The 26,649-nt window shown below is 63.6% G+C and carries 26 protein-coding genes; 13 read left to right on the forward strand and 13 right to left on the reverse strand.

Features of this window, described 5'->3' with window-relative positions; all coding sequences use genetic code 11:
* The first annotated feature begins 25 nt into the window (after positions 1–25).
* The 3 genes from prfA (at position 26) to V1279_RS33695 (ending at position 3,415) form a co-directional block, all read left to right on the forward strand.
* Positions 26–1,105, forward strand: coding sequence for a peptide chain release factor 1 (gene prfA / locus V1279_RS33685; protein ID WP_334444910.1), 1,080 nt, complete (start codon positions 26–28; stop codon positions 1,103–1,105).
* A 163-nt stretch (positions 1,106–1,268) separates the two neighbouring features.
* Positions 1,269–2,153, forward strand: a complete 885-nt coding sequence (gene prmC, locus V1279_RS33690) for a peptide chain release factor N(5)-glutamine methyltransferase (RefSeq protein WP_334444912.1) — start codon at positions 1,269–1,271, stop codon at positions 2,151–2,153.
* Positions 2,154–2,647: 494 nt separating this feature from the next.
* Positions 2,648–3,415: a DUF4167 domain-containing protein gene (locus tag V1279_RS33695; protein WP_334444914.1), complete on the forward strand. Its 768-nt coding sequence runs from the start codon at positions 2,648–2,650 to the stop codon at positions 3,413–3,415.
* Between the two features lie 232 nt (positions 3,416–3,647).
* Here V1279_RS33695 and V1279_RS33700 read toward each other — a convergent pair whose 3' ends face one another.
* On the reverse strand, positions 3,648–4,394 hold the full coding sequence (locus V1279_RS33700; protein ID WP_334444916.1) for a methyltransferase domain-containing protein: 747 nt from the start codon (positions 4,392–4,394) through the stop codon (positions 3,648–3,650).
* 121 nt (positions 4,395–4,515) lie between these two features.
* Between V1279_RS33700 and gloB the strand changes: the two genes are divergently transcribed.
* The 3 genes from gloB (at position 4,516) to V1279_RS33715 (ending at position 6,475) form a co-directional block, all read left to right on the forward strand.
* The gene (gloB, locus tag V1279_RS33705) at positions 4,516–5,283 is read left to right on the forward strand and encodes a hydroxyacylglutathione hydrolase (RefSeq protein WP_334444918.1); all 768 of its coding nucleotides are present in this window, start codon (positions 4,516–4,518) and stop codon (positions 5,281–5,283) included.
* Positions 5,283–5,717 (forward strand): cupin domain-containing protein, encoded by a 435-nt coding sequence (locus V1279_RS33710; protein WP_334444920.1) that lies wholly within the window; start codon positions 5,283–5,285, stop codon positions 5,715–5,717. Before gloB ends, V1279_RS33710 begins: the two co-directional genes overlap by 1 nt.
* Before the next feature lie 77 nt (positions 5,718–5,794).
* Positions 5,795–6,475 (forward strand): flavin reductase family protein, encoded by a 681-nt coding sequence (locus V1279_RS33715; RefSeq protein WP_334444923.1) that lies wholly within the window; start codon positions 5,795–5,797, stop codon positions 6,473–6,475.
* Here the strand turns inward: V1279_RS33715 and yddG are convergent.
* Entirely contained in the window at positions 6,472–7,341 is an 870-nt protein-coding gene (gene yddG / locus V1279_RS33720; protein WP_334444925.1) for an aromatic amino acid exporter YddG, read from the reverse strand. The two genes, V1279_RS33715 and yddG, sit on opposite strands and share 4 nt — an antisense overlap.
* Before the next feature lie 199 nt (positions 7,342–7,540).
* On the opposite strand from yddG, the gene V1279_RS33725 reads away from it, so the two are divergent.
* Entirely contained in the window at positions 7,541–8,695 is a 1,155-nt protein-coding gene (locus tag V1279_RS33725) for an IS4 family transposase (RefSeq protein WP_334432501.1), read from the forward strand.
* 88 nt (positions 8,696–8,783) lie between these two features.
* On the opposite strand, the gene phbB is transcribed toward V1279_RS33725, so the two are convergent.
* Positions 8,784–9,509 (reverse strand): acetoacetyl-CoA reductase, encoded by a 726-nt coding sequence (phbB, locus tag V1279_RS33730; RefSeq protein ID WP_334444927.1) that lies wholly within the window; start codon positions 9,507–9,509, stop codon positions 8,784–8,786.
* 226 nt (positions 9,510–9,735) lie between these two features.
* Positions 9,736–10,914, reverse strand: coding sequence for an acetyl-CoA C-acetyltransferase (locus tag V1279_RS33735; RefSeq protein WP_334444929.1), 1,179 nt, complete (start codon positions 10,912–10,914; stop codon positions 9,736–9,738).
* Positions 10,915–11,231: 317 nt separating this feature from the next.
* On the opposite strand from V1279_RS33735, the gene phaR reads away from it, so the two are divergent.
* Entirely contained in the window at positions 11,232–11,831 is a 600-nt protein-coding gene (gene phaR, locus V1279_RS33740; protein ID WP_334444931.1) for a polyhydroxyalkanoate synthesis repressor PhaR, read from the forward strand.
* A gap of 122 nt (positions 11,832–11,953) precedes the next feature.
* Here the strand turns inward: phaR and V1279_RS33745 are convergent, their stop codons facing one another.
* Positions 11,954–13,645, reverse strand: coding sequence for a putative bifunctional diguanylate cyclase/phosphodiesterase (locus V1279_RS33745; RefSeq protein WP_334444933.1), 1,692 nt, complete (start codon positions 13,643–13,645; stop codon positions 11,954–11,956).
* Positions 13,646–13,876: 231 nt separating this feature from the next.
* Here V1279_RS33745 and V1279_RS33750 point away from each other — a divergent pair, with 231 nt between their 5' ends.
* Complete coding sequence (locus V1279_RS33750) at positions 13,877–14,161, forward strand: hypothetical protein (protein WP_334444935.1); 285 nt, start codon at positions 13,877–13,879, stop codon at positions 14,159–14,161.
* A gap of 1 nt (position 14,162) precedes the next feature.
* Here V1279_RS33750 and V1279_RS33755 read toward each other — a convergent pair whose 3' ends face one another.
* The 3 genes from V1279_RS33755 to mtgA form a co-directional block, all read right to left on the reverse strand.
* Positions 14,163–14,972, reverse strand: a complete 810-nt coding sequence (locus tag V1279_RS33755) for a hypothetical protein (RefSeq protein WP_334444937.1) — start codon at positions 14,970–14,972, stop codon at positions 14,163–14,165.
* A 134-nt stretch (positions 14,973–15,106) separates the two neighbouring features.
* A complete protein-coding gene (gene rpmF, locus V1279_RS33760; RefSeq protein ID WP_028347701.1) occupies positions 15,107–15,289 on the reverse strand; it encodes a 50S ribosomal protein L32 in 183 nt (60 codons plus the stop codon).
* Between the two features lie 154 nt (positions 15,290–15,443).
* The gene (mtgA, locus tag V1279_RS33765) at positions 15,444–16,115 is read right to left on the reverse strand and encodes a monofunctional biosynthetic peptidoglycan transglycosylase (RefSeq protein ID WP_334446692.1); all 672 of its coding nucleotides are present in this window, start codon (positions 16,113–16,115) and stop codon (positions 15,444–15,446) included.
* Between the two features lie 176 nt (positions 16,116–16,291).
* Between mtgA and V1279_RS33770 the strand changes: the two genes are divergently transcribed.
* Together V1279_RS33770 and V1279_RS33775 are read left to right on the forward strand one after the other, a co-directional pair.
* Positions 16,292–17,212 (forward strand): polyprenyl synthetase family protein, encoded by a 921-nt coding sequence (locus V1279_RS33770; protein ID WP_334444939.1) that lies wholly within the window; start codon positions 16,292–16,294, stop codon positions 17,210–17,212.
* Between the two features lie 19 nt (positions 17,213–17,231).
* Positions 17,232–17,912 (forward strand): DUF1345 domain-containing protein, encoded by a 681-nt coding sequence (locus V1279_RS33775; RefSeq protein WP_334444941.1) that lies wholly within the window; start codon positions 17,232–17,234, stop codon positions 17,910–17,912.
* Positions 17,913–18,010: 98 nt separating this feature from the next.
* Here V1279_RS33775 and V1279_RS33780 read toward each other — a convergent pair whose 3' ends face one another.
* Both V1279_RS33780 and V1279_RS33785 read right to left on the reverse strand, forming a co-directional pair.
* The gene (locus tag V1279_RS33780; RefSeq protein WP_334444943.1) at positions 18,011–19,780 is read right to left on the reverse strand and encodes a caspase family protein; all 1,770 of its coding nucleotides are present in this window, start codon (positions 19,778–19,780) and stop codon (positions 18,011–18,013) included.
* A gap of 240 nt (positions 19,781–20,020) precedes the next feature.
* Positions 20,021–20,449, reverse strand: coding sequence for a GFA family protein (locus V1279_RS33785; protein ID WP_334444945.1), 429 nt, complete (start codon positions 20,447–20,449; stop codon positions 20,021–20,023).
* Positions 20,450–20,550: 101 nt separating this feature from the next.
* Here V1279_RS33785 and V1279_RS33790 point away from each other — a divergent pair, with 101 nt between their 5' ends.
* Together V1279_RS33790 and V1279_RS33795 are read left to right on the forward strand one after the other, a co-directional pair.
* Positions 20,551–20,925: a nuclear transport factor 2 family protein gene (locus V1279_RS33790; protein WP_334444947.1), complete on the forward strand. Its 375-nt coding sequence runs from the start codon at positions 20,551–20,553 to the stop codon at positions 20,923–20,925.
* A 160-nt stretch (positions 20,926–21,085) separates the two neighbouring features.
* A complete protein-coding gene (locus V1279_RS33795; protein WP_334444949.1) occupies positions 21,086–22,693 on the forward strand; it encodes a Na+/H+ antiporter in 1,608 nt (535 codons plus the stop codon).
* Positions 22,694–22,756: 63 nt separating this feature from the next.
* Here the strand turns inward: V1279_RS33795 and V1279_RS33800 are convergent, their stop codons facing one another.
* The 3 genes from V1279_RS33800 to ispG form a co-directional block, all read right to left on the reverse strand.
* Complete coding sequence (locus tag V1279_RS33800) at positions 22,757–24,097, reverse strand: Rieske 2Fe-2S domain-containing protein (protein ID WP_334444951.1); 1,341 nt, start codon at positions 24,095–24,097, stop codon at positions 22,757–22,759.
* A gap of 192 nt (positions 24,098–24,289) precedes the next feature.
* Positions 24,290–25,183: a TauD/TfdA dioxygenase family protein gene (locus V1279_RS33805; protein ID WP_334444953.1), complete on the reverse strand. Its 894-nt coding sequence runs from the start codon at positions 25,181–25,183 to the stop codon at positions 24,290–24,292.
* A 136-nt stretch (positions 25,184–25,319) separates the two neighbouring features.
* Positions 25,320–26,606 (reverse strand): flavodoxin-dependent (E)-4-hydroxy-3-methylbut-2-enyl-diphosphate synthase, encoded by a 1,287-nt coding sequence (gene ispG / locus V1279_RS33810; RefSeq protein ID WP_334444955.1) that lies wholly within the window; start codon positions 26,604–26,606, stop codon positions 25,320–25,322.
* Between the last annotated feature and the right edge of the window lie 43 nt (positions 26,607–26,649).

A 26,649-nucleotide genomic window follows, 5' to 3' on the forward strand; every position in this document is an offset into this window, starting at 1 on the left:
GCATTCGATCCCTGAGAACAACGCCATGCTACCCGAAGCCAAACTCGATATCCTGCTCGCCCACCACGCCTCGCTAGAAGCGGAGCTGCTGGGCCAGGTGAATTCCGAAAAATACGTCCAGATCACGCGCGAGCTCGCCGAGCTCAATCCGCTGATCGACGCCGTGAAAGACTATCGCGCGGCGCGGGCCGAGATTGCCGGCGCCGAATCGCTGCTGGCGGATGCCGCCACCGATGCCGAAATGCGCAGCATGGCGGAGCTCGAGCTCGAAACGCTTCAGGCGCGCACAGCCGAGCTGGAGCAGAAGATTCGCGTGGCGCTGTTGCCCAAGGACGCCATGGACGACCGCAACGTGGTGCTGGAAATCCGCGCCGGCACCGGCGGTGACGAAGCCTCGCTGTTCGCCGGCGACCTGTTCCGGATGTATGAGCGGTTTGCCGCCCTGCAGGGCTGGAAGGTCGAGGTGATCTCGGCCTCCGAGGGCACCATGGGCGGCTTCAAGGAAATCGTCGCCGAAGTGCAGGGCCGCGGCGCGTTCGCCAAGCTGAAGTTCGAATCCGGCGTGCACCGGGTGCAGCGTGTGCCCGACACCGAAACGCAGGGGCGAATTCACACATCCGCCGCCACCGTCGCCGTGCTGCCCGAGGTCGAGGATGTCGATGTCGACATCAAGGCCGACGATTTGCGGATCGAGACCATGCGTGCGCAGGGCGCCGGCGGTCAGCACGTCAACAAGACCGAATCCGCGATCCGCATCACCCACATCCCGACCGGCATCGTCGTCATGATGCAGGACAGCCGCTCGCAGCATAAAAACCGCGCCTCCGCGATGAACATCCTGCGCTCGCGCATCTATGACGCCGAGCGCCAGCGCGTCGATGCAGCACGTTCCGCCGACCGCAAGGAGAAAGTCGGCTCCGGCGACCGAAGTGAGCGCATCCGCACCTATAATTTCCCGCAAGGCCGCGTCACCGACCACCGCATCAACCTGACGCTCTACAAATTGCCGCAGGTGATTTCGGGCGAAGCACTGGGTGAATTGACCGACGCGCTGACCACCGAGCACCAGGCCGCGCAGCTTGCGGCCCAAGGCGCGGCGGCGTGAGCGGCAAACTCGCCGTCGTCCCTGCGAACGCAGGGACCCATAACCATCAGCGTCCGTTGTTGCTCAAGATATCGACCCGCATCGCTCCAATCGAAGGGCCACGGAGTATGGGTCCCTGTGTTCGCAGGGAAGACGTGTGGAGAGATTTGGGCGAGGCCGCCGCATGACGGGCTCCTTCGCCGGACAAACCGTCGACGCGGCGCGGCGTGCGCTTACCGCACAATTCAAATCGGCCGCCATCGAATCCGCCGACCTCGACGCGCGGCTCCTCACGGGCCACGCACTCGGCCTCGACCTGACCGGCTTGATATCGGCCGCGCAGCGCCAGCTGACGCCAGACGAATCGGTACGCCTCGAGGAATTCGCCCGCCGTCGCCTCGCGGGAGAACCGGTCGCCCGCATTGTCGGCGAGAGAGAATTCTGGGGGCTGCCGCTGCAACTCTCGTCCGCGACGCTCGTGCCGCGGCCCGATACCGAGACGGTGGTCGAACTGGCGCTGGAGCTTTTGCGCGCCGATGGCGACCTCAATCGCCCGCTGCGCATCGCCGATCTCGGCACCGGCAGCGGCGCGATTCTTCTGGCGCTGTTGTCCGAATTGCCGGCGGCAACGGGATTCGGCACCGACATTTCCGAACTGGCTTTGCAAACCGCCGCAGCCAACGCCGCCCGCGCAGGGCTCCTGGAGCGCGCGACGTTCATCGCGTGCGATTATGCGAGCGGACTATCCGGCCTGTTTGATCTGATCGTTTCGAATCCGCCCTATATCCGATCAGCGGATATCGGTGGTCTGGCGGTGGAAGTCAGGAATCACGATCCCTTGGCCGCGCTCGACGGCGGCGCCGACGGGCTGGATGCCTACCGCGCGCTGATCCCCCAGGCGGCTTGCCGTCTGGCGCCCGGAGCCGCCCTGGTTGTGGAGGCCGGAGAGGGCCAAAGCGGCCAAATCCAGGCCTTGATGACCGCGGCTGGGTTAACGCCCGCGCGCGCGCCCAAAGCCGATCTGGCGGGCGTTCCGCGGGCCGTCGCAGGCCACAAAACGGCCCGATAAAGTCCCATTGGAACGCAAAAAAACCACTTGGAATATTGCCCGGGAGCGACTACGTTCCGCTCACAACGTCGGTCCAGGGTCGCTGGCCCCGTAGGTATTCACGGGTGGAGGCCAGAGTTCTCGAAACGAGAGCCCGCCGAGTGAAAGGTTCCAAAACGCAGGTCGAATTGAGCGCAATAGCTGGAGCTGTGCTGCTCTTGACCGCAAAGCGAACGAAAGCCTGATATTGCGCTTGAAGACTTACGCAACAGATGGTCACGCGAAGCCGTCACGCAAGACGATTAGGCTGGCTTTGGCAGGCTGAATGATTTGGTCCGGCGGGCGAGTGTACGCCGCCGGGTGGGGAACGCGTCTTTGCTGAACGCGATGGTTGGCGAAATCGACGAGACGACATGAATTTGAACGGCATCGTGATTCGGTGCGCATGAGCGCGCCGGGTCGGATCAGGCTACGACGGCAACTGCATAACTTCAGGGCTGGAATAAAGGCGAGACATGAGAAACGGTCAGAACAACAAGCGGATGCGTAACCGGAATAACAATAATAATAGCAACAACAATAACCGGCGCGGTCAAAACCCGATGACCCGGGTATTCGAATCGAACGGACCCGATATCAAAATCCGCGGCACCGCCTCGCACGTCGCCGAAAAATACGTTCAGCTGGCGCGTGACGCGCGCTCTTCCGGCGACCCGGTCGCGGCCGAGAACTACTACCAGCACGCCGAACATTACTTCCGCCTGATCGCAGCCGCCCAGGAGCAGTTCCGGCAGAGCCAGCCGCAGCCGCGCGTCGACACCGAAATGGCGCCGACGGAAGACGGCGATGACGACGGCGAGAGCTTCTCGCATTTCGGCCAGGAGCCGGGCTTCGTCCCGCAGCAGCCGCAGCCTTACATCCGCGATAATCCGCGTGAGCAGCGCGACAACAATCCGCGCGAACAGCGCGGCGACGGTCCGCCCTTCCAGCGCGACCAGCAGCCGCGCGAGCATCATCGCGAACGCGAGCATCGTCCGCAGCAGCCGCAATATCAGCCGCAACCCCAGCCGCAGCCGGTGATTGCCGATACCGGCGGCGTCGATCGCCTGCCCTCCTTCATCACCGGCCCGCAGCCGCAGGTGAATGGCGCGCCCGGCGGGTATGAAGAGGGCCGTGGCGGCGAGCGTTTCCCGCGCCGGCGCCGCCGGCCGCATGGCCCGCGTCCCGACAGCATTGCCGCGCCTGCCGCGCCCAGCGAAGATTTCAATCCGGGGAATGAGTAGGTAATTCGCTCACAACCGTCGTCCCTGCGAACGCACTAGCGTATCTACACATCTTTCGAGTCGAAAAACTGACTCAAGATCAAGGACTTGGTTGTTAACCTGCGACCGAATTTCTTGCGTCTAGCCTAGCGCTGACGTGCGATTTCTCGGCATTCTCGCGGTAACTCTTTGAGAAGACTCCAGAAGATGTGTAGATGCCCTAGTGCGTTCGCAGGGACGACGAGCGGATAGACTACGCCTTATCCCTTGTCGCCGTCGACGACGGCACCAGCACCGGCTCCAGTGACGGAATCAACCGCGTGCGTTCGCGGCCCGCGGGGATCGCGCGATAGACCTGTTTGGTCGCTTCCACGATATGGACGCCCGCGAACGGCAGCGACAGCGCGGCGCCGACGCGTTCCCACGCCATCGCCGACCGCAGGAACCAGCTATTGCCAACCGGCGGCAGGAACAGCGCCTCGCCCCACGCCGCCGGCGTAAACCAGGTCTGCCGCAGCAATTGCGTGATCTGCGCGCGCGAATAGGGCCGGCCGTGACCGAACGGCGTATTGTCGGAGCGCGTCCACACGCCGCGCCGGTTCGGGATCACCGCGATCAGCCGCCCGGACGGCGCCAGCACCCGCCACACCTCGCGCAGCAAGCGTTCCGGATCGTCGGACATTTCCAGCGCGTGGACCAGCAGGATCCGGTCCACCGCAGCGTCCGGCAGCGGCATCGAAAATTCGTCGATCAGGGTCGCCAGCGCGGGACGCGCGGTCGGCCATTTCAACACGCCCTGCGCCGCCGGCATGAAGGCGAGGCAGCGCTCGGAATCCTCGCGAAACAGGCCGAGATAGGGCGTCGGGTAGCCGAGCCCGAGCACGCGCTGACCCGTCGCATCGGGCCAGCGCGCCCGGATGCCGCGGTTGATCAACTGCCGCGCCACGATGCCGAGGCGCTGTGAATAGAAATCGCGGAGATCGATGACGTCGATGGTCATGGGCGCAATCTACCACATGGCGTTTCGTTGCGGTGCGCCGAAAATGGCATTGCCGCGCGAGCGTTAACGCCATATTTCTTGATATCCCAATGGGGCGGAAAGCCTTAGTCACGGAGCTATCATGGCCGCGGAAATTCGTACCTTCACCTGCCTCAACGACAATTTCGGCTATTTGATTCACGATCCCGCGACCAAGGCTACCGCATCGATCGACGCGCCGGAGGTCGCCCCGATCATCAAGGCGCTGGAGCGCGAAGGCTGGACGCTGACGGATATTCTCGTCACCCACCACCATCACGACCATGTCGGCGGCGTCGCCGAACTGAAACAGAAATATAATTGCCGGGTCGTTGCCCCCAACGACAAGTCCACCAGGATCGCTAATGTCGACCTGCGCGCGGCCCATGGCGATGTGATCAAGGTGGGCAGCCTGCTGGCGCGGGTGCTGGAAACGCCCGGCCATACGCTCGATCATATCTCCTACGTGTTCGACACCGAAAAGGCGCTGTTTGCCGCCGACACGCTGTTCTCGATCGGCTGCGGCCGGGTGTTCGAGGGCACCTATCCCATGATGTGGGATTCGCTGTTGAAGCTCCGCGCGCTGCCGGACGATTTCAAACTTTATTGCGGTCACGAGTATACGGCGTCGAACGTCAAGTTCGCGCTGTCAGTCGATACCGACAATCCCGCGCTGAAGGCGCGTGCCGAGGAAGTGACGCGGCTGCGTGCGGAGAACAAGCCGACGATCCCGGTGCTGCTGGGTGAGGAGAAGAAAGCCAACGTCTTCCTGCGCGCCGACGAGCCGTCGGTAGCGGCGAAGCTGCACATGAAGGGCGCCAGCGCGGCCGAGGTATTCGGCGAACTGCGCGAACGCAAGAACAAGTCCTGATGGCGCTACCGAAAGAAGCCGCCGACATCATCGCGCGGCTCGACCTGAAGCCGCATCCGGAAGGCGGGCATTATCGCGAGACGTTTCGCGACGCGCGCGCGGATGCCGATGGACGTTCGCGATCGACCGCGATCTATTTCCTGCTGGCGCGCGGCGAGCGCTCGCACTGGCATCGCGTCGATGCCGTGGAGACCTGGCACTACTATGCGGGCAGCGTGCTGACGCTGCGAATCGCGGACGAGAACGGTGAACGCAGCATCAAACTCGGCGCCGATCTCACGGCCGGCGAAACCCCGCAGGCGGTCGTGCCCGCGCATGCGTGGCAGGCAGCCGAAAGCACCGGCGACTGGACGCTGGTCGGCTGCACGGTTGCGCCCGGATTCGAATTTGCGAAATTCGAACTCGCGCCGAAGGATTGGACTCCTCCACGCTGAAACAGCCGATCGGAAATCGGGTGGGTTTCACACGCTCGCGCACATAGTTTCCGGCCTCGCAACAAGAGGAGCGGAAAATGCACGGGACATTCAGCGTTTCACATCAGATCGAGCCGGCGATTTTCTATTTCGGCACGCCGGTGGTTCTGATCGGCTCAACCAATGAGGACGGCTCATTTAACCTCGCCCCGATGTCGTCGGCATGGTGGGTCGGATGGCGCTGTATGCTGGGGTTGGCAGCCAATTCAAAGACCACCGAGAACATGATTCGATCAGGCGAATGCGTCCTCAATCTGCCGTCCGCCGGGCTCGTCGGCGCGGTCGATCGGCTGGCGCGCACGACTGGTTCGGACCCGGTGCCGCCGGGCAAGATCATGCGCGGCTACCGGCATGCGCGCGACAAGTTCGGCCTGTGCGGCCTGACGGCGATGGCAGGTGAAACAGTTGCGGCACCGCGCGCGCTGGAATGTTCGGTGCAGATCGAAGCCAAGGTCGCGCAGGTCCATGAAATGGCGCAGGAGGATAGTGTCTGGCGCGGCAACATCACGGCGATCGAGGTGCGCATCACCCGCGTGCATGCGCATCCGGGAATCATGATGGAAGGTGAGCCCAACCGCGTCGATCCCGACAAATGGCGGCCGCTGATCATGAGCTTCCAGCAATTCTACGGGCTGACGCCGCAAAAGCTGCAGCGCTCCGAACTCGGAGAGATTCCGGAAGCGAAGTACAAGCCACCGGGCTGGAAGCCGGCGGCTTAGTACTTCCTCCACACCATATCCTTCGCCGCGATCAGGCCGCCACCGGCGATCAGGATCGCGGCGATGGCAATGGTGGCGGTCGGCTGCGCAAAGCCGGCGAGAATCAGGAACAACGTAGACAGCAATGGCGTCGCGTAGGACGCGGCGCCGAGCACGCGGATATCGCCGCGTTTCATACCGATGTCCCAGACGAAGAAGGCGGCGCCCACCGGGCCGACGCCGAGAGCAATGATTGCAAGCCACTGCCCGATCGTTTCCGGCCAAACCGTGGTCTCGACCATGCCATGCACGAGCGCGGCCAGTAGCGCGGTCGCGAGACAGAAGCCCGCCACTGCATCGGTCGGCACCGCCTTGAGCTTGCGCGACATCACCGAATAGGCTGCCCACACGAAGGCGGCAACGAAGGCTGCCGCGAGTCCCGGTATTTGGCCCGGTGCGAAGGCACCGGTATTGCCGACGAACAGCAGCACCGTTCCAACGAGCCCAAGCAACGCACCGATGATGTGATGCGGCGCGAGCCGCTCACCCGGCAGCAGCGAGGAGAACAGCACGATCAGGAGCGGCCAGAGATAGTTCAATAGGCCGGCTTCGGCCGGCGGCGCAAAGCGCAGCGCGAGGAAATACAGCGCGTGATAACCGAACAGGCCGCCGACGCCGATGACCCAGGCGACCAGCGGCTGCTTCAATGCGCCAAAGGCGGCGGGCCTGAGCAGGAAACTTGCGAAAGCGACCAGGGCGCCGATTGCAAACGTCATGGCGGCGAGTTGGAAAGCCGGGATCTTTCCGGTCGCAACGGTCAACACCGACAGCAGCGACCACATCAGGATCGCGGTCAGTCCGATCAGTGTGGCGGCACGGGGGGTCATTTATGCAGGTACTTTCCGTCATGGCCGGGCTTGTCCCGGCCATCCACGTCTTTTTTCGCCAGATGGTTGTAAAGACGTGGATGCCCGGGACAAGCCCACGGCTGTCCGGTTCGATTTTTATGGACAGGGTGCATGACGTGGATTCTTCTGTGTTTTGAGCGCTTCGCACACGTTCGAGACACGGAAGGAGATCCGCGCCATGCGGCATCAGAATAGCGTATTTCATAGTCTAACGAAGCACATTCCTTGGTCTAGATTCGAACAGATCGTGGAAAAGCACGGAGCCGACCGGTTGGTGCGCAAATTGACGACGAAGCGTCACCTCATTGCTTTGCTGTATGGGCAATTGAGCGGCGCAACGAGCCTGCGGGAGGCCGTGACCGGAATGGCGAGCCACGAGACACGACTTTATCATGTGGGAGCGACACCGGTGAAGCGTTCGACGATGTCGGACGCCAATTCGAAACGGCCTTGGCAAGTGTTTAGCGAGTTGTTTGCGCAAATGTTGCCGCAAGCGCATCGCGGGCTGCGGCGCGCGGCGGCAGACGCGGTCCGGCTGATTGATTCCACCAGTGTTCGGCTCTCTAGCCTGAGCGAAGGCTGGGCGACGTTTTCGGCCGATGTGTTCGGGGCCAAGGCGCATATCGTCTACGATCCGAATGCCGATCGACCGGTCTACTTTGCGGTGACACCGGCCAACGTCAACGACATCACAGCCGCCAAAGCCATGCCGATCGAGCCGGGTGTAACCTACGTCTACGACCTCGGTTATTACGATTACGGCTGGTGGGCGAGGCTCGATGATGCCGGCTGCCGCTTTGTGACACGGCTGAAGAAGAACACTCCGTTCAGCGTGGTCAAGGAGAACCGCGTTCCCAAGGGCAGCAATATTGTGAGCGACCGGATCGGTCACCTGCCGGCCCGGCTCGCCAACAGCCGCAACAATCCGCTGCAAGTTCCGGTCCGGGAGATCCGCGTGATCATCGACACCGGTAAGTTGTTGCGCATCGTGACCAATGATCTCGACGCGCCGGCGCAGGAGATCGCAGACCTTTACAAACAGCGTTGGCAGATCGAGTTGTTCTTCCGCTGGGTCAAGCAGACGCTTCGAATCAGGCACTTCATCGGGGTCTCCGAGAATGCCGTTCGCATTCAGATCGCTACCGCCCTGATCGCTTTTCTCATCTTGCGTATGGCCCAGCTCGCTCAAAAGGCAATACACAGCCCCCTCGTATTTGCCCGGCTCGTCCGCTCCAACCTCATGCGCAGGCGCCCGATCAACCAGTTGCTCGAACCCCTACAGCCCATCCCGATCAACTCAAACCAGTTAAAACTCGGATTATACTTACAATGAACCGGACAGCCGTGGGACAAGCCCGGGCATGACGACTTTTTATGAGCCGTTGCGACATGCAACAGCCATGCGGTGACGAGCGCTCAGGTCACACCATGTACTGCCCGCCATTGACAGTCATCGTCGAGCCGGTGATGCCGCCAGCCTCGTCGGCGGCAAGGAACACCACGGCGCGGGCGATTTCTTCGGGCTCGCCGAGGCGATTGACCGGGATCAGCGGCAGGATGCTCTTCTCAAGCACCTCCTTCGGCACCGCCTGCACCATTTCGGTGTTGATGTAGCCGGGGCAGATCGCGTTCACGGTGATGCCGCCCTTGGCGTTCTCCAGCGCCAGCGCCTTGGTGAAGCCGATGTCACCGGCCTTGGCCGCGGAATAGTTGACCTGGCCGAACTGGCCTTTCTGGCCGTTGATCGAGGAGATGTTGATGACGCGGCCGAATTTGCGGGCGCGCATACCTTCGATCACCTGGCGCGTCATGTTGAACAGCGAGCCGAGATTGGTGTTGATGACCGCGTTCCACTGATCGAGCGTCATCTTGTGGAAGGCGCCGTCCTTGGTGATGCCGGCGTTGTTGATGAGCACGTCGACCGGGCCTAGGTCGGCTTCGACCTGCTTGACGCCTTCGGCACAGGCGTCGAACGAGCTGACGTCCCATTTGTAGACGGGGATGCCGGTCTCCGATTTGAATTTCTCGGCGGCGGCGTCGTTGCCGGCGTAGCTCGCCGCAACCTTGTAGCCCGCAGCCTTCAGCGCCTTGCTGATCGCCGCGCCAATGCCCCTCGTCCCCCCAGTTACCAATGCAACACGTGCCATGTCGTAGTCCTCCTTGGTGGTCTTTTTTCTACGCCGGAATTGCTCCGGTCTTTTGACGAAACTCAATCTTTCCGGTTTTGAAGCGCTCTTGTTTTTGCAGCGCTCCTGGAAACGCTTGCGCAAGATGAAAATGCCCGGCGCGAGACCGGGCATTTCATCTTTATCAATTCGAGCCGAGGTTGCGAGATGATCTTTTCATCATTCAACCAGTCACTCTGCCTTTAGTTCAGTCGCGTGCGATGCACATCGCGATGCCCATGCCGCCGCCGATGCACAGCGTGGCGAGGCCCTTCTTGGCATCGCGCTTCTGCATCTCGTGCAAGAGCGTTACCAGCACGCGCGCGCCGGAGGCGCCGACCGGGTGGCCGATCGCGATCGCGCCGCCATTGACGTTGACCTTGCCGGTATCCCAGCCGAGGTCCTTGTTGACCGCGCAGGCCTGCGCCGCGAATGCTTCGTTGGCCTCGATCAGGTCGAGATCGCCGATGTTCCAGCCGGCCTTCTTCAGCGCAGCGCGGGAAGCCGGGATCGGCCCGGTGCCCATGATCTTGGGATCGACGCCGGCCTGGCCCCACGACACGATGCGGCCGAGCACCTTCCTGCCTTCCTTGGCGGCCTGCCTGGCGGTCATCAGCACCACCGCGGCGGCGCCGTCATTGATGCCGGACGCGCTGCCGGCGGTGACGGTGCCGTCTTTCTCGAAGGCGGGCTTCAGCTTGGCCATCGAGTCGAGCGTCGCGCCATGGCGCGGATATTCGTCGTCGCTGACGATGATGTCGCCCTTGCGGGTCTTGATGGTGACGGGGACGATCTCGTCCTTGAACCTGCCGGCCTTCTGCGCGGCCTCGGCCTTGTTCTGCGAGTGAACCGCGAACTCGTCCTGCTGCGCGCGGGTGATCTGGTACTGGCGAGCGACGTTCTCGGCGGTGTTGCCCATGTGGTAGCCGTTGAAGGCATCCCACAGCCCGTCCTTGATCATGGTGTCGACCAGCTCCAGGCCACCCATCTTCACACCACCGCGCAGATATTGCGCGTGCGGGGCCATGCTCATGGATTCCTGGCCGCCGGCGACCACGATTTCGGAATCGCCGTTGAGCAGCGCCTGGTAGCCGAGCGCGACCGTACGCAGGCCGGAACCGCAGAGCTGGTTGACGCCCCAGGCCGGGCTCTCCACCGGAATACCGGCGGCGATCGAGGCCTGGCGGGCCGGGTTCTGGCCTTGGGCTGCGGTCAGGATCTGACCCATGATGACTTCGGAGACGCGGCCAGGCTCAATGCCGGCCCGCTCCAGCGCGGCCTTGATGGCGACGGCGCCGAGGTCATGGGCCGGCATCGTGGCGAACGCGCCGTTGAAACTGCCGACCGGGGTGCGGGCGGCGCTGACGATGACGACATCGTCTGACATGGACATCTCCTTATTGGGTTTCTTGGGCTTGAGGTTTCTTCGACGGCGGGCGGCCGGATGGCGTGCCTGTCTCTCACCTCATCCTGTTAACCCCATTGACCCATGTCAATCGGCCAAGGCCCAAAATCCTGCCGCGGCGCATTCAAATTGATCCACGTGTGGGTTTCCATAGCAGCGTCCATGCCTTGGAATTAACCGTGCCGCACAAAACGGTAGCCGAACCGCATTGAAAATGCTTACTTTGCTGCGTTGCGTTGCTCGTCTGCCCGTCGGCGATGCCGTCGGGTTCCCCGCTCTCGGTGTCGATGTGTGAGCCCATGGCAAAGTCAGACCAACCTACGACTATTAAAAAATACGCCAATCGGCGGCTCTATAATACCGGCACCAGCACCTATGTGACGCTTGAGGATCTCGCGGCGATGGTGAAGGACGGCGAGGACTTTCTCGTCTACGACGCCAAGACCGGCGACGACATCACCCGCTCGGTGCTGGCGCAGATTATCTTCGAGCAGGAAAACAAGGCCGGACAGAATCTGTTGCCGACCACTTTCCTGCGGCAGTTGATCCGCTTCTACGGCGACAGCATGCAGATGGTGGTGCCGAAATATCTGGAGCAGTCGATCGATACGCTGACGCGCGAACAGGAAAAATTCCGCAAGCAGCTTACCAACACGTTCAGCGGCACGCCGTTTGCGCCGCTCGAAGAACATGTCCGCCGCAACATGGAATTGTTTCAGCAGACGTTCTCGATGTTCAAGCCGTTCGTGCCGCCGCGCCCCGGATCGGCGCCGTCCGAGCCGGAGAAGGTGCCGGAGCCGGCACCCGACGAAGACAATATCGACGATCTTCGCCGCCAGATGAAAGACATGCAGGACCGGCTCGAGCGCATGTCGAAAGAGCCGAAGAAGGAAGAGTAGAGCTTCCTCTGACGCGCATTCCGCGCTCGTAGCCCGGATGGAGCGAAGCGAAATCCGGGACGGTTTCGCAACCGGCTTGAGTTCTCCCGGATTGCGCTTCGCTTCATCCGGGCTACGCGTGCCTACCCCGCCGCCGGCAACACCGTCTCAGTCTGCGCAGCCCACGGCCGTTCCGGCGAGGCCAGCCCGATCAGGCGGCCCTGGATGTAATCGCAGCCCCATTCGCGCAGCATCACGGCGGCTTCCTCGTCCTGCACCCATTCCGCCACCGTCTTGATCTGCAGGCGGTTCGCCAGATCGATCAGCGTATGCACGAACGCGCGATCGTCCGCGGAGCGTGCGATGTTCTGCACGAAGGCGCCGTCGATCTTCACGATATCGACGCCGAGCTTGCGCAAATTTCGGAATGAAGTGTAGCCGGCGCCGAAATCGTCGATCGCGATCTGGCTGCCGAAATTCTTCAAACGGGTCACGAAGCCGCGGACATCGTCGATATCCTGGATCGCGACCGTTTCGGTGATTTCGACGATCAGCCGCTCGCCGGCGCCGGGATGGGCCCGCATCAGCGATTCGATTCCGGTCCACCAATCCGGGTCCATGGTGGTGTCGGGCGAGATGTTGAGGCTGAGCCGTACGTTCGGCGACGCGGCAAGTTCGGCGACCGCGAGTTCGAGCACGCGGTGATCGACCAGCCGGATCAGGCCCAATCGCTCGGCGACCGGAACGATATCGGGCGCCAGTAGCGCCTGCCCGTCCGGCTGCTCCATCCGTACCAGGCACTCGTAGAACGCCGGCTGTCGCGAGCGTGCTTCCACGACGGGTTCGAACGCCGTCACGATGCGGCGCTCGTTGAGTGCAGTGACGATCTCGTCGGTGACGCGGATGTTGACGCGGCGCTGGGCATCGCGTTCGACATTCGGACGCCACAGCGAGAACGATCCGGCGCGGCGGCGCTTGGCGCCGTCGAGTGTTTCCTGGGCGCGATTGATGGCCTCATCGGCATTGCGGGCGTAGCGCGGGATGCTGATCGCGCCGATCGAGGCCGTCACCGAGACGGGGCCGGATTTGGTCGGGATCACCTCGTCGCGGATCCCTGCCAGGAAGCGCTCGGCCGCAGTATTGGTGTCGTCGACCGTGCAGTTCCTCAAGACCAGCCCGAACTTGTTGCCGGAGAACCGGCCGAGCACGTCGCCGCCGCGCAGCTTGGCGCGGATGCGTTTTCCGACTTCGGCGATCACGGCGTCCGCTACGTCGAAACCAAAGGCATCGTTGACGCGCGCCAGATGATCGATGCCGATCAGCATGAAGGCGCAGGACGATCGGAAACGCATGGTTTCTTCGATCGTTTCCGCCAGCGAGGCGACGAGATGCGTGCGATTGAGTTCACCGGTCAGCGGATCGTGCCGCGAAAGCCGCATGAGCTGTTCGTCGCGGGCGTGGCGTTCGTTGTTGACGCGGACGATGCCCTGCGCGCGCACCGGCTTGCCGTCGGGCCCGGCAAACCAGCAACCGGTCTCCTCGATCCAGATCACGGGCGCCGAGGCCGCGGCGCGCACGCCATATTCGATCCGGTAGGCGACGCCTTCGTCGCCCCGCGCCGGCGCCGATTGGGCGAGCGCCTCCGCCCGGATCGATTGGGCGGGCTCGATCAGCTTGGCGAACCCGGCGCCGCTGGCCAGGGCCTCCGCCGGGATGTCGGTGAAGACCGCGCCGGCATTGTCGCTCCAGGCGATGGTGTCCGCCGTCAGGTCCCAGAGGAAGGCCGCCTGACCAAGCGAGGCAAGGATGCTGGAGGCTTGCGGGACAGGGGGCATCAGGACGCCTCGATTCGGGACACCGTGGGGTGATTCCCCTAAGCCTCAAGGATAGTGGCTCTTTCGAACGCCAGGCTAGGTCAAGTTCATAAATAATCCGGAAACCATGTTTCACAGACTTCCCGGGGCCGGCGGGAACGAACCGGAAGGAAGCGGCATAGGCCTTGCGAGGTCAGATCGCAGTAGGGCGTAACGTCCCAAAACGTGACAGTTAGCCGGTTACGGTGTGCGATGCTGGATATCGATCGATCAGACGAAATCTTGGACGGCGAGTTCGTCAACCTCGACGAGCCGGCCTGCACCGAGCTGGTGCCGGTGACCCAGTCCGTGCACTGGTCGCCGAGATCGGCGCCGCGGCCCGATCCAACCTTCGTCGCACAGCTGATCGCGACCGCCGACCGGGCGCCGCAAACCCGCGGCCTTAGGCGGGCTTCGCTGGCGGATGCGCAGACGGCCTATGGCGCCAGCCAGATCCGGCGGTCCGGCACCGGCTTCCGGACCAAGCAAACCGTCTAGATCAGCGTTGAGGGGTATCCGGCTTATCCGGCGAGGGCTGCGGGCCGCTGCCCGGCTGTATTCCCGGCGACGGGACTTCCGGTGACGAGATTTCCGCCGAATGGACTTCCGGTGAAGGCGTTTTCGGCGAGGTCACTTCGGGCGCGGCGGCGGGCTGCACCGGTTTCGGCGAGGTCGCCTCGGGCGCGGCGGCGGGCTGCGCCGGTTTCGGCGAGGTCGCCTCGGGCGCGGCGGCGGACTGCGCCGGTTTCGGCTCGGGCTGATCCTTCAACACGGATTCGGCAACAGAGGCTGCCGGCGGCACCGATGGCGCAGCAGGCGTGGGTGCGGCTGCCGGCGCGGGCTCGATTTTAGGCTCGGCCGGCGCCTCGACTTTTTCGGCGGCTTTTGGCGGAGGTTCGGTGGCTTTTGGCGCAGGCGCAGGCGCCGCCGCTACCGCAACTGCACGGCGCCGCGTTCGCAAGGCAAGGCCGGAGAGGAAATCCACCAGCGCCAGTGCCGTCATCAGGAAATAGGTCGAGGTGCCGAACTTCGGCCACAGCACGAATTCGGCCGCAGCCGCGCCGAACACGATCAGCGACAGCAGATGGTCGGTGAGATATTTCGCGCCGGGGCGCGCGCCCTTGATGACTTCGGCGAGCAGCAGCAGGATGGCGAGCGTAAGCAGCACGTCGCTCAGCGTCACCGTCCATTCCGCGCCCGACATCAACGTCAGCTTCACCAGCGGATCGGTGAACGCAACGCTGGGCATCAGGAAGACGATGATGTTGTAGATCGCGAGCGGAATCAGAAGCAGCGGAAAACCGACCATGGGTATCGCGCCTTCCTAGGAATGCCGGAATGTCCCCGGGCAAAGCATCGCTTCGCCCTGTGGAACCTTGGCCCACTCGTTGGCCAAATTCGGGCAGACGCCGCTGGAAGCGGCGCCTTATCCCCCGAACCCGATCAGGATTCCTTCTTTTTCAGCACCTGCCGGCCCTTGTACATGCCGGTCTTCAGGTCGAGGTGGTGCGGACGGCGCAGTTCGCCGGAATCCTTGTCCTCGGCATAAGTCGGCTTCTTCAGGGCGTCCGCCGAGCGGCGCATGCCACGCCGCGAGGGCGATGTTTTTCTTCTGGGAACGGCCATAACGGTCCTCTAGGGGTGTTGTCGGAGGCATTGTCCGCAAACCGGACGGCCCAGCGCTGCGCGCACGGGCTGCGATGCCGATAAGGCCGCGCTTATAGAGGATGGGATGGCGTAAAGCTAGGCCGGCTTGCGGTTAAAGGGACTGAAAATTGGCTCAAAAAGCACGATTTTCGCTCCAGCAGCGGGGCACGGCGTTGGCCCGAGCCATATAGGTTCCGGCCAGACGGCGCACGCCGGGGCCGGGGTTGCGGGCGCTGCGCCTGACGGGATTGGGCAGGATCGACGCCAGCAAGGCAGCCTCGCGCGCGGAAAGCGTGGCCGCCGAATGGCCGAACGCGTACATCGACCCGGCCTCGGCCCCGAATTGTCCGGATGGGCCGAGCTCGGCGATGTTGAGGTAAATTTCCAGGATCCGCTGCTTGGGCAGCATGAGATCGATCCACATCGCCAGCGGCAGTTCCAGCGCCTTGCGGACCACGCTGCGGCCCGGCCAAAGGAACAGGTTCTTGGCCACCTGCTGGGTAATCGTCGATCCGCCGCGGGCAGTCTCACCATCCTCGGCGTCGTCGATCGCATCCTGCAGCGCACCCCAATCGACCCCGCGATGGCTGCAGAATCTGGCGTCTTCGGAGCCCACCACCGAGCGCGGCAGTGAGGGCGAAATCACGTTGAAATTGACCCATTGCCGGGATACCGGCACGCCGTTGAGCCAGCGCCAAGCCATCAGCGCCGAGACCGGATGGCCGGTTCGGTAGAGCGGCGTCACCAGATAGGGCAGCAACAGCACCGCAAGCAGGATCAGCAATAAAATTCGGACAATGCGCAAATTGGATGCTTCCGGTTCAGCCCAACCCGGCCCGGGACCGGCGAACAGGCCCCACCCACGTGACATCTCCATGATATTTCGTGCGTTTTCCAGCGCTTTTGTGACCGGGGTCATGGAATTGACGAAGCCGTTGCCATCAACGATTGTCCGGCCAAATTGATCTGGAGCTATTCTTAATGACGACCGCCACTGCCGATTTTGCCAAACGACTGGACCAGACCGCGGACGATACCGAAGCCCTGCTGGCGAAGCTGTTGTCCGATACGCTGTTGCCCGACGAGATCGTCCGGCCGAAGCGGCTGATGGAGGCGATGCGCTATTCCAGCCTCGGCGGCGGAAAGCGGCTGCGGCCCTTTCTGGTAGCCGAAAGTTCGGCGGTGTTCGGTGTTCCGCGCGAAGCGGCCCTGCTGGTCGGCGCGGCCCTGGAATGCATCCATTGCTATTCCCTGATCCATGACGACCTGCCCGCGATGGACAACAGCGACCTGCGCCGCGGCCGGCCCACGCTGCACAAGGAGACCGACGACGCCACCGCGATCCTCGCCGGCGACGGGCTGTTGACGCTGGCGTTCGACATCGTCACCCGCGACGAGATCCACAAGGACGCCACTGTGCGCCTGCTCCTGACGCGCGCGCTGGCGCGCGCCTCCGGCATTGGCGGCATGGTCGGCGGCCAGATCCTCGACCTCGCCGGCGAAGGCCGGTTCGGCGACCGCGAACCGGTCGACGTGGCACGGCTGCAGCAGATGAAGACCGGCGCGCTGTTGCGTTATGGCTGCATCGCCGGCGCCATCCTCGGCCAGTCTTCACAGAAGGAATACCAGGCGCTCGACGATTACGGCCGTGCACTCGGTGAGGCGTTTCAGATCGCCGACGATCTGCTCGACGTCGAGGGCGACGCGGCGGCGCTCGGCAAGCAGACCGGGCAGGATGCGGCGCTCGGCAAGACCACCTTCGTCACCCAGCTCGGTATCGACGGCGCCAAGCAGCGCGTGCGCGATCTGCTGGCGCGGGCGGATTCGGCGCTGTCGATCTTCGGGACAAAGGGCGACGTGTTGCGGGCAGCCGCGCGCTTCGTCGCGGAGCGCAAGAACTAGCGAGCAATAGAGGCTGCGGATGAGCAAGGAATTCGAAGAGCACCTTGTTCGGTTCCGCAACCTGCCGCTGCCAGTCCGCGTGGTCTACGGGAGGCCGCGCACCTTCATCGCGCTCGCGGTCGGCGTCATCGCGTTCCTGCTGCTGCCCGGCACGCTGCGGCTGCCAACGCGGCTTGTCGTCGGCTGGGACGTGTTCGCCGCGCTGTATCTCGTGCTCGCCTACATCATGATGCTGCGCTGTGACGTCAGCCATATAAGGCGCAGCGCGGTGTTGCAGGATGACGGGCGTTTCCTGATCCTGTTGTTGACCGCGTTTGGCGCCCTCGCGAGCCTTGGCGCGATCGTGTTCGAGCTCGGCGCCTCTAAAGGCAATCCGGCCGGGCTGATCCTGGCGACGGTGACGATCGTGGTGTCATGGGCGCTGGTGCACACCGCCTTTGCGCTGCACTACGCGCATGATTTCTACCGCGGCAGCAAAGCCGGCGGCCTGCAGTTCCCGGGCGGCGACGCGCGCGAGGATGCGGACTATTGGGACTTCGTCTACTTCTCGTTCGTGATCGGCATGACCGCGCAGGTTTCCGATGTCGGCATCACCGACAGGGTCATCCGCCGCACCGCGACCGTGCACGGCATCATCTCATTCGTGTTCAATACGGCGCTGCTGGCCTTAATGGTGAATATCGCGGCGAGCGCGATCTAACCCCCGTCGTCCCCGGCGCCCTGAATCTGGCCCGGACCCCTGCCGTGAAGACAGAGATGAGCCGGGGCCGTGGCGTGTTCGATAACACGCGGCGGTGGCTATGGGCACACGCCCGACATGATGGCGCTGTAGGAGTGGCAACCCACCTGACGTTCGTGGCCGGTAAGCGGCCGGCCTGTAGACGACAGCCCTGGACCAGTCGGTCCCTGAGAACGCCTGACGATAACTTGCCTTGGTTCCGGAGCATGCCTTGCTTCGGGAACGCGCCGTGATTCCGGCCTGTCGCGCGTTGCCACCGGCTTTTTGGCGCGACGCTTTTCGCATTCATTGTCGTCGTTGAGGAACGAGCCCTCGGCGCAGGCGATCTTGGTGCAGCGGTCGCCATCGGCCTGGAAGCCGTGTTCGCAGACCAGCGGACACACCCGTGACGACTTCAGCTTGATCGTATCGAGCGTATCGACGCTGGCGACCTTGGTGTCGAGCTTGGTTCCGGCGTAGCGGTTGAACAGCGTCAGCGACCGCTGCGAGGCGTTATTCCAGTTGCCATCGGCGTTGCCGGTCAGGCAGCCGACGCGGCGCAGCTCGGCCTGCACCGATTTGGTGACGTCGGCCTGCGGCGGCCCCGCGGCGAGGGCAGCAACGTTCACGGCCTTGTCCTTGTCAGCGGGGGCTGGAGCAGATGCCTTGTCGGCGTTGGCGCTTTCGGCGGCGACGCGCTTCTGTTCGGCGGCAGCCGCCTGGTCCTGCGCCACCTGCTTGGCCTTTTCAGCCGCGATGCGCGCCTGCTCGGCGGCTTTGGCTTCCGCTTCGGCTTTTGCCTGTTGCGACTTCCGGGCGCCCTCCGCGGCGAGCCGTGCCCGCTCCTGCTCGGCCAGCCGCGCTTTCTCGGTCGCGGCGACGCGTGCTTCTTCGGCGGCGATCTTGTCGAGCTGAAGCTTGGCGAGGCTGGCGTAGAAGCCATCGGGATACTGCGCGAGGAAGGCGTTGAGCGCGCTCTTGTTGCCGATCTGCAGCGCGAGTTCGTAATCGCGGCGGGCTTCGGCCTGCGCACTGGGGGCGGGTGTCGCAGGGGCCGCCGCAACCGCCGGGCGAGCCGGCACCAACGGCACGTCTTCACCGCCGAGCGAACCATACACAAAGGGTTCCTGCCGGTTATTGGTGGTCTTGAGCACCTCGTCGCGGACAAAGCCGAACGCGCGGCGCACGTCGAGCCCGGGCTTGGTCAAATGGTGCGACAGCGCCGCCGTGAACGGGCTGTTCTGGCCGTCGCCGTCGGCTGCGGTGGACCCGGCCTTGGCTGAATAAGCGATCAGGACGTTCGGGCTGGTCGGCTCGACCTTGGCCAGGCCCTGCCCGATAGCGCGCGAAGCAACCGTGCGCTTCATCGTCCGGGCGAACGGATTGTCGCGGCAGGCGTCGAGAATCACGAGCCGCAGCTTCTTGGCCGGCTCGATCGCGATCAGAATGCGGTCGAGCGAGAGGCCTTCGTCATAGATGTCCGTGTCGCGTTCCAGCCGCGCATCGACGGGAATCAGGTAGTTCCCGCCGTCCACCTCGATACCGTGGCCGGCGTAATAGACCACCGCGATATCGGCATCGCGCGCACGATCCGCGAAGTCGCGCAGCGCGCGACGGGTCTCGGCCGCCGGCAGGTCGCGGCGGGAATCGACGACATCAAAGCCCGCGTCTTTCAACGTCGCCGCGATCTTGGCGCTGTCGTTAACGGGATTGGCCAGCGGCGCGACATTTTTGTAGGCGGAATTGCCAACCACCAGCGCCACGCGCTTCTCGGCAAGGGCCGGCTCGCTCACGAACAGGAAGGCCGCGGCTGCAGCGGCCCATCGAAGCAATTTTAGCGATCCAGACATCATAATGACTCCTCCGGAGCCTTGTACCTTTTTACCACACCGGCCTGCCTACCAGAAGCCACAGCCCGGCTTTGTGAGTTAAGTCACGATCCACGCCAACGTGAATTGTGCCCTCGCTATATCCTTAGTCGGGCCAGCGCCCTGTCGGTTCGGCCATGACCGACCACCTTTTCCGCCGGGATCCCGTCCAGGTATAAACCTCCGGCGACAGGCATGTATTCCCGGTGCAGTATGAGCCGCTCAACGCGGCACGACATGCTCCCGGTATTGCGGCAGGTCGTCCGTGATCGCAAACCACGATGCCTTGGAGCCGACAAAAATGTGAGCGGTCGGGCGGATCGAGGGATCGTCGACCAGCGTGCCCATGGCGACGTGGACGAAGGCGCCTTCACGCACCACCGAATAGAGCAAAGAGCCGCATTTCCGGCAATGCGCGTCGTGGCCGGCCTCGTCGCCATAGATCATGAGATCGTCCTCGCCCTTGATGACGCTGAATTTGTCGCGCGCGATGCCAGCGAACGGCTTGAACGCCGCACCGGTGGTGCGCCGGCAATTCGAGCAATGGCAGTTCAAGGCGTAGCCGAATTCGTCAGCCACAGCGTAGCTGACCGCGCGGCAAAAGCATTCTCCGGCAAGAATGCGAGCATTCGATTTTGCTGAACCCGCCACCTGCAACTCCTCGCAACCGTGATCAAGTCAGCCTAGCGCAATGAAGCGGTTCGTGGCTTAATTCAGCTCGAACAAATTTCTTTTCGCCGGGAGGAACTACCGTGAGTCACGACCGATCGACCGTCGAAGCCGTGGTGAAGAACTATTTCGATGGCCTGTATGAGGGCGATGCCGACAAGCTCGGCGCGATCTTCGACGCCACCGCCGATTTGCGCTGGCTGGAAAACGGCGAATTGCAGGTGCTGACCGTGCCGGACTGGCTCGATCGCGTGCGCAAGCGCCCCTCAGCCAAGGCCGAAGGCAAGCCGCGCGAGGATTTCATCGTCACAATCGACCGCTCCGATGATCAGACCGCCTTCATCAAGGTGCGCTGCCAATTGCCGCCGCGCTACTTCACCGATTATCTGGTGGCGATGAAGCTGCGCGACGGCTGGAAGATCGTCTCGAAATCCTACCGCTACGACCTGCGCGAGTAGTCGATCAGACGAGCACGCCCGCCGGCGACAGTTGTTGGCAACCTCGAGAAGTTCGATCGCCAGTTTGGCCGGACCGACTTGAAGCCTGATAGTCCCGTCCATGAGCGCGTCCCCTTCGCATTATTGACCTCGCGGTTTTTCCCTGCGAACTGGGACCATCATGGAAGCCAAGTTTCAGATCTTTTTGATCCTGCTCGCGGCGCTGGCAGGGACCGCATTGCTGGCGCGGCGAATCAACGTCGCACCGGCCATCCTGCTGCTGCTCGCAGGCATCGCGCTGGCCTTCGTGCCCGGCATGCCGACGGTGGAATTGCCGCCTGAGCTGGTGCTGCTCGTATTCCTGCCGCCGCTGATCTATTCGGCGAGCGTCGCCATGAGCTGGCGCGAATTCAAGTCCAATCTCCGTCCGATCATCCTGCTGTCGGTCGGCTGCGTGATCTTCACCGCCTTCGCGGTCGCGACCGCGACGCATTATCTCATCGGGCTGCCCTGGGGCGTCGGCTTCCTGCTGGGGGCGATCGTCGCACCGCCGGACGTGGTGGCGCCGCTAGCGATTGCCCGCAAGCTCGGCATGCCGCGCCGCATTCTCGTCGTGCTCGAGGGCGAGGGGCTGGCCAACGATGCCACCGCGCTGATCCTCTATCGCTTCGCCGTGGCGGCGATTTCGACCGGTCTGTTCTCGCTGCCGAAGGCCACCGGCACCTTCGCGATGATCGTCGTCTGCGAGATCCTGTTCGGCGTGGCGATCGGCTGGCTCTCCTTGCGCGCCCGCCATCGCGCGCGGGATCCGCAGGTCGAGATCACGCTGTCGCTGATCACCCCCTACCTCGCCTTCTGGGTCCCCGAGCATCTCGGCGGCTCCGGCGTGATCGCAACCGTGGCCTGCGGCCTCTATATCAGCTGGAATGGACCGCTCTTGATTTCATCGGCGACGCGCCTGCAGGGCATCTTCTTCTGGGACCTCGTGATCTATTTGGTCGAGGGCTCGCTGTTCCTGCTGACGGGATTCCAGATGCGGCTGCTGTTCGAGAAATCGAAGGCGTTTCCGCTGCAGGAAATCCTGTTCGCCACCGCGCTGGTCGCCATCATCGTCATCGTGGCGCGCTTTGCCTGGGTCTATCCCGCAACCTATCTTCCGCGTCTGATCAGCAGACGAATCCGTGAACGTGATCCGCCGCCATCCTGGCAGACCGTGTTCGTGGTGGCCTTCACCGGCGTGCGCGGCGCGGTGTCGCTCGCAGCGGCGCTGGCGCTGCCGTTCGCGCTGCCGAGCGGCGAGGGCTTTCCCCACCGCGACATGATCCTGTTCGTGGCCTTCGGCGTCATCTTCATCACCCTGGTGGGATTGGGGCTTGGATTGCCGGCGGTGGTGCGATGGCTCGGGGTCGCCAAAGACGGCCGCAGCGAACATTTGGCGGAGCATGAAGCGGAGATCGCGGCGCGCCGCGAGGCGCTCGATGCGGCGCTCAGATCGCTCGATGCCATCACCGACGACCGCGAGCTTTCCGACGGAGTCGTCAAGCTGCTGCGTGCACGGCACGAGGTCCGCAGCAATCAGCTCCCTGACGTGCTCGATGCCGACGCCCACGATATCTCGGCGGCCGGTACCGAGTTGACGCGGGAATTGATTGCGGCGGAACGGAAGTTCATCCACGTCCTGCTCCGCGACGGCAAGATCACCGACGAAACCAGGCGGCGGATCGAACGCGACCTCGATCTGGAGGAAGCCAGCTTGAGCAATCGGGAGTATCGGAAGATCGCGCTCTAGAAGCCGTCATTGCCTGCGACAACGCGAAGCGTTTGCGCAGCGGCAGCGACGATCGACAGATCCCTACTCCGCCGCCGCGTTCCTGCCGGGCCGACCGACATGGCCCGCCGCGTCGCCGAACCGCTCGATCATGACCGCGGTGAGGTCCTTGGCCTTGCTGGTGACGCAGGCACCGGATCGCACCGCATAACGATCCTGATGCTTGAGGTGCGACGGCGCCTCGCCTTTCTGCAACGCGCGGGCGGCATCCATTACCAGTTTCCGGAAATGCATGATGCCGAGATCGGTCGGGCCGAGATGTTCGCGGGTGCGGTCGGCGATCGGCCCCTGGCTGTCCTGCACGGCGGCGTCCTGTTCGGACACGCCCTTGATGCCGGTGTAGCTCTTGGTCTTCTGCAGCTGGCGATCGATCAGGTAATCGTTCGACTTGTTTCGCAGCGGAATATAGTTCTCGTCGACCTCCGACATCACGCCGTTGCCGCGGTCATAGCCATCGCGCTCCGCCTGCGTCAGCGGACGTTCCGGATTCCACGCATAGGTGAAGATCCAACAGCTCGTATCGTTCACCGGAATGAAGCTCTGGCCGAAAATATTCTCGCCGGGCATCGAGCTCGGCGCATAGGCATGCACCGGCATCAGGAACTGGGCTATACGCCAGTAAATGTTGTCGGAGCCGGTCAATCGCCCTCCCGCGACCGTCAGGCCGGCCTCGTGCGGATTGATCTTGATCACCGGGCGCGGGTCTTCGGCGATCCATCGCATGTGGTCGGTCGCGACCCGCGTCAGCGGATTCACAAAGTGCCTCTTGATGTCGAGGATCTCGTTCTCTTCCTTTTCGAAGGAGAGATGCGCGAAGGTGAAATGCGCGGTGTCGATCGAGCCTTCCAGCGCCTGCACCCAGTTACAGTCCTGCCATTTCTTCGAAACGTAACGGTGCGAAGGCGGCACCAGCGCCATTTCCAGCGCGGGCAATTCGGGCACCTGCTCCGCCGGGCCCATATAGGCCCAGATCATGTCGCCCCATTCGCGCACCGGATAGGACTTGATGCGGATCAGATCCTTGGCGTTGAGGTCGGGATAGGAGGTCGGCATGTCGACGCAGCGCCCGTCGGTATCGAACTTCCAGCCGTGATAGACGCAGCGGATGCCGCATTCCTCGTTGCGCCCGAGCCAGAGATTGGCGCCGCGGTGCGGGCAATATTGATCGATGACGCCGACCACACCGCGCGTATCGCGGAAGGCGAGCAGCTCCTCGCCCATGACGACGATCTTCTTCGGGGTGCCGTCAGGCTCGGGCAACTCTTCCGACAGCAGCACGGGAATCCAGAAGCGGCGCAGTAATTCGCCCATGCCGGTACCTGCACCGCTTTCGGTGAGGAATTTGTTGTCTTCGGCGCGGAGCATGGGGGGACCTCCGGATGTTGTTCTGAGTTTGCAGAAGATTGACGCGGGCTGCCGATAACGTCAACGCTCGTCCCACTCTCGTGTCCCGGACGCAGCGCGGCACCATCAGCGCGTTTACGCGCGTCTTCGACGCGCTATGGTGACGCGCTGCAGAGCCGGGACCCATCGTGGATGCAAAGCGTGGGCCCCGCCTTACACCGGCCGCTCGCCCCTCACCGTCACCCGCGTGCCTGACCTTGTGTGCGGCCAGTAGTCCCACATCGCGCGGTGCTGGGCGCAGCGGTTGTCCCAGAACGCGATGGCGTTTTCGGTCCAGCGGAAGCGGCACTGGAACAGCGGGTTTTCCGCGTGCTGGTAGAGATAGGCCAGCATGGCGTCGCTCTCGTCGCGGGGAATGCCGACGATGAAACGGGTGAAGCCGCGGTTGACGTAGAGCGCTTTCCTGCCCGTCACCGGATGGGTACGCACCACCGGATGCTCGGCGCGCGGATAGTCCACCCGATCGGCAACGCCGTAATTGGCGTAGAGCCCGCGATAGGTCTGCTCACCATCGTGCAGCGCGGTGAGCCCATCGAGATAGGCCTTCATCCGGTCCGACAGCGCCTCGTAAGCGGCGTACATGTTGGCGAACAACGTGTCGCCGCCGCGCGGCGGGCACTGCTTGATATAGAGGATCGATCCCATCGGCGGCTCGACGTCGCAGGACACGTCGGTGTGCCAGCCCTCGCCATTGGCGCGCGGCGAATCCTTGTCGGCATAGATCTTCATCAGCGCCGGGTCGCCCTCGTTGGGCGCCGCCGGATGCACATGCAATTCGCCGAACTTGCGCCCGAAGGCGAGGTGCTGGGCCGGCGTGATGTGCTGGTCGCGGAAGAAGATCACGAGGTTTTCGGCGAGCGCGCGGTGGATCTCGTCCATCTGCCGATTGGAGCGCGCGTCGTCCGAGACCAGCTTGCCGATATCGACGCCCGAAATCTCCGCGCCGATGATCGGCGTCAGTTTCTCGACGTCGATGGTCTCGTAGGGCTCGGTGTCGCCGGCGGTGTGCCGATAGCGCGGACCTTGCTTGCCGGACAACGAACTCATGGCGTTTCTCCGATGGTTGTTGTTTTCAGCCATCGTAGCCCGGATGGAGCGAAGCGCAATCCGGGATCAGTACATCTACGCGCGAGAAAGGCCCCGGATTTCGCTCCGCTCCATCCGGGCTACGTTTGCTGCGGCTTTACTCCGCCGCCGCCGTCTCCGGCGTCTTGCTGGCCGCGCCATAACGCTGGTCGATATAGTCGATCACCAGCGCCTTGAAGTCGGCGGCAATCGTGGGCCCGCGCAGGGTGCGGAACTTCTTGCCGTCGACGAACACCGGCGCGGCCGGGGCTTCGCCGGTGCCGGGCAAGGAGATGCCGATATTGGCGTGCTTGGACTCGCCGGGGCCGTTGACGATGCAGCCCATCACCGCAACGTTGAGCGATTCGACGCCGGGATATTGCGTCTTCCAGCCCGGCATTTCCTCGCGGATGAAATCCTGGATCGACCGCGCCAGTTCCTGGAACGTGGTCGAGGTGGTGCGGCCGCAGCCCGGGCATGCCGCAACCAGCGGCACGAAGGTGCGGAAGCCCATGGTCTGCAGCAGTTCCTGCGCGACCTGCACTTCCAGCGTGCGGTCGCCGCCGGGCTCGGGGGTGAGCGAAATGCGGATGGTGTCGCCGATACCGTCCTGCAGCAGAATGCCGAGCGCCGCGGACGACGCCACGATGCCCTTCGATCCCATGCCGGCCTCGGTGAGGCCGAGGTGGATCGCGTAGTCCGAACGCGAGGCGAGCGTCTGATAGACCGCGATCAGGTCCTGCACGGCGGAAACCTTCGCCGACAGGATCATGCGGTTCTTGGGCATGCCGAGCTCTTGCGCGCGGGCGGCCGACAAGAGCGCCGACTGCACCATGGCCTCGCGGGTCACCGCGCGGGCGTCGCGCGGGTTGGCTGAAGCCGTATTCTCGTCCATCAGCTTGGTCAGCAGTTCCTGGTCGAGCGAACCCCAGTTCGCGCCGATGCGGACCGGCTTGTCGTTCTTGTTGGCGATCTCGATGATGTCGGCGAACTGCGTGTCGCGCTTGTTCTTGAAGCCGACATTGCCGGGATTGATGCGGTATTTGTCGAGCGCCTCGGCGCAGGCCGGATAATCGGCGAGCAGCTTGTGGCCGATATAATGGAAGTCGCCGATCAGGGGCGTGGTGATGCCGCGCTTGCGCAGGCCGTCGCGAATATGCGGAACGGCGGCAGCCGCCTCCTCACGATCGACGGTGATGCGCACCATTTCCGATCCGGCGCGCGACAGGGCCGCGACCTGCGCGATCGTGCCATCGACATCGGCGGTGTCGGTATTGGTCATCGACTGCACGACGATCGGCGCCCCCCCGCCGACGGCAACATTGCCGACCATGACCTGGGTGGTTTTATGCCGGGCCTTGGGGCCGGCGACGTCGTCTTGCGGAATTATTTCGGGCTTGTTCATGGGGCCTCGAATATCAGGTTTTGGTGACATTCACCAAGGGGAT

Origin of the sequence: Bradyrhizobium sp. AZCC 1610, from assembly GCF_036924515.1 — a bacterium.
Classification (GTDB): Bacteria; Pseudomonadota; Alphaproteobacteria; order Rhizobiales; family Xanthobacteraceae; genus Bradyrhizobium.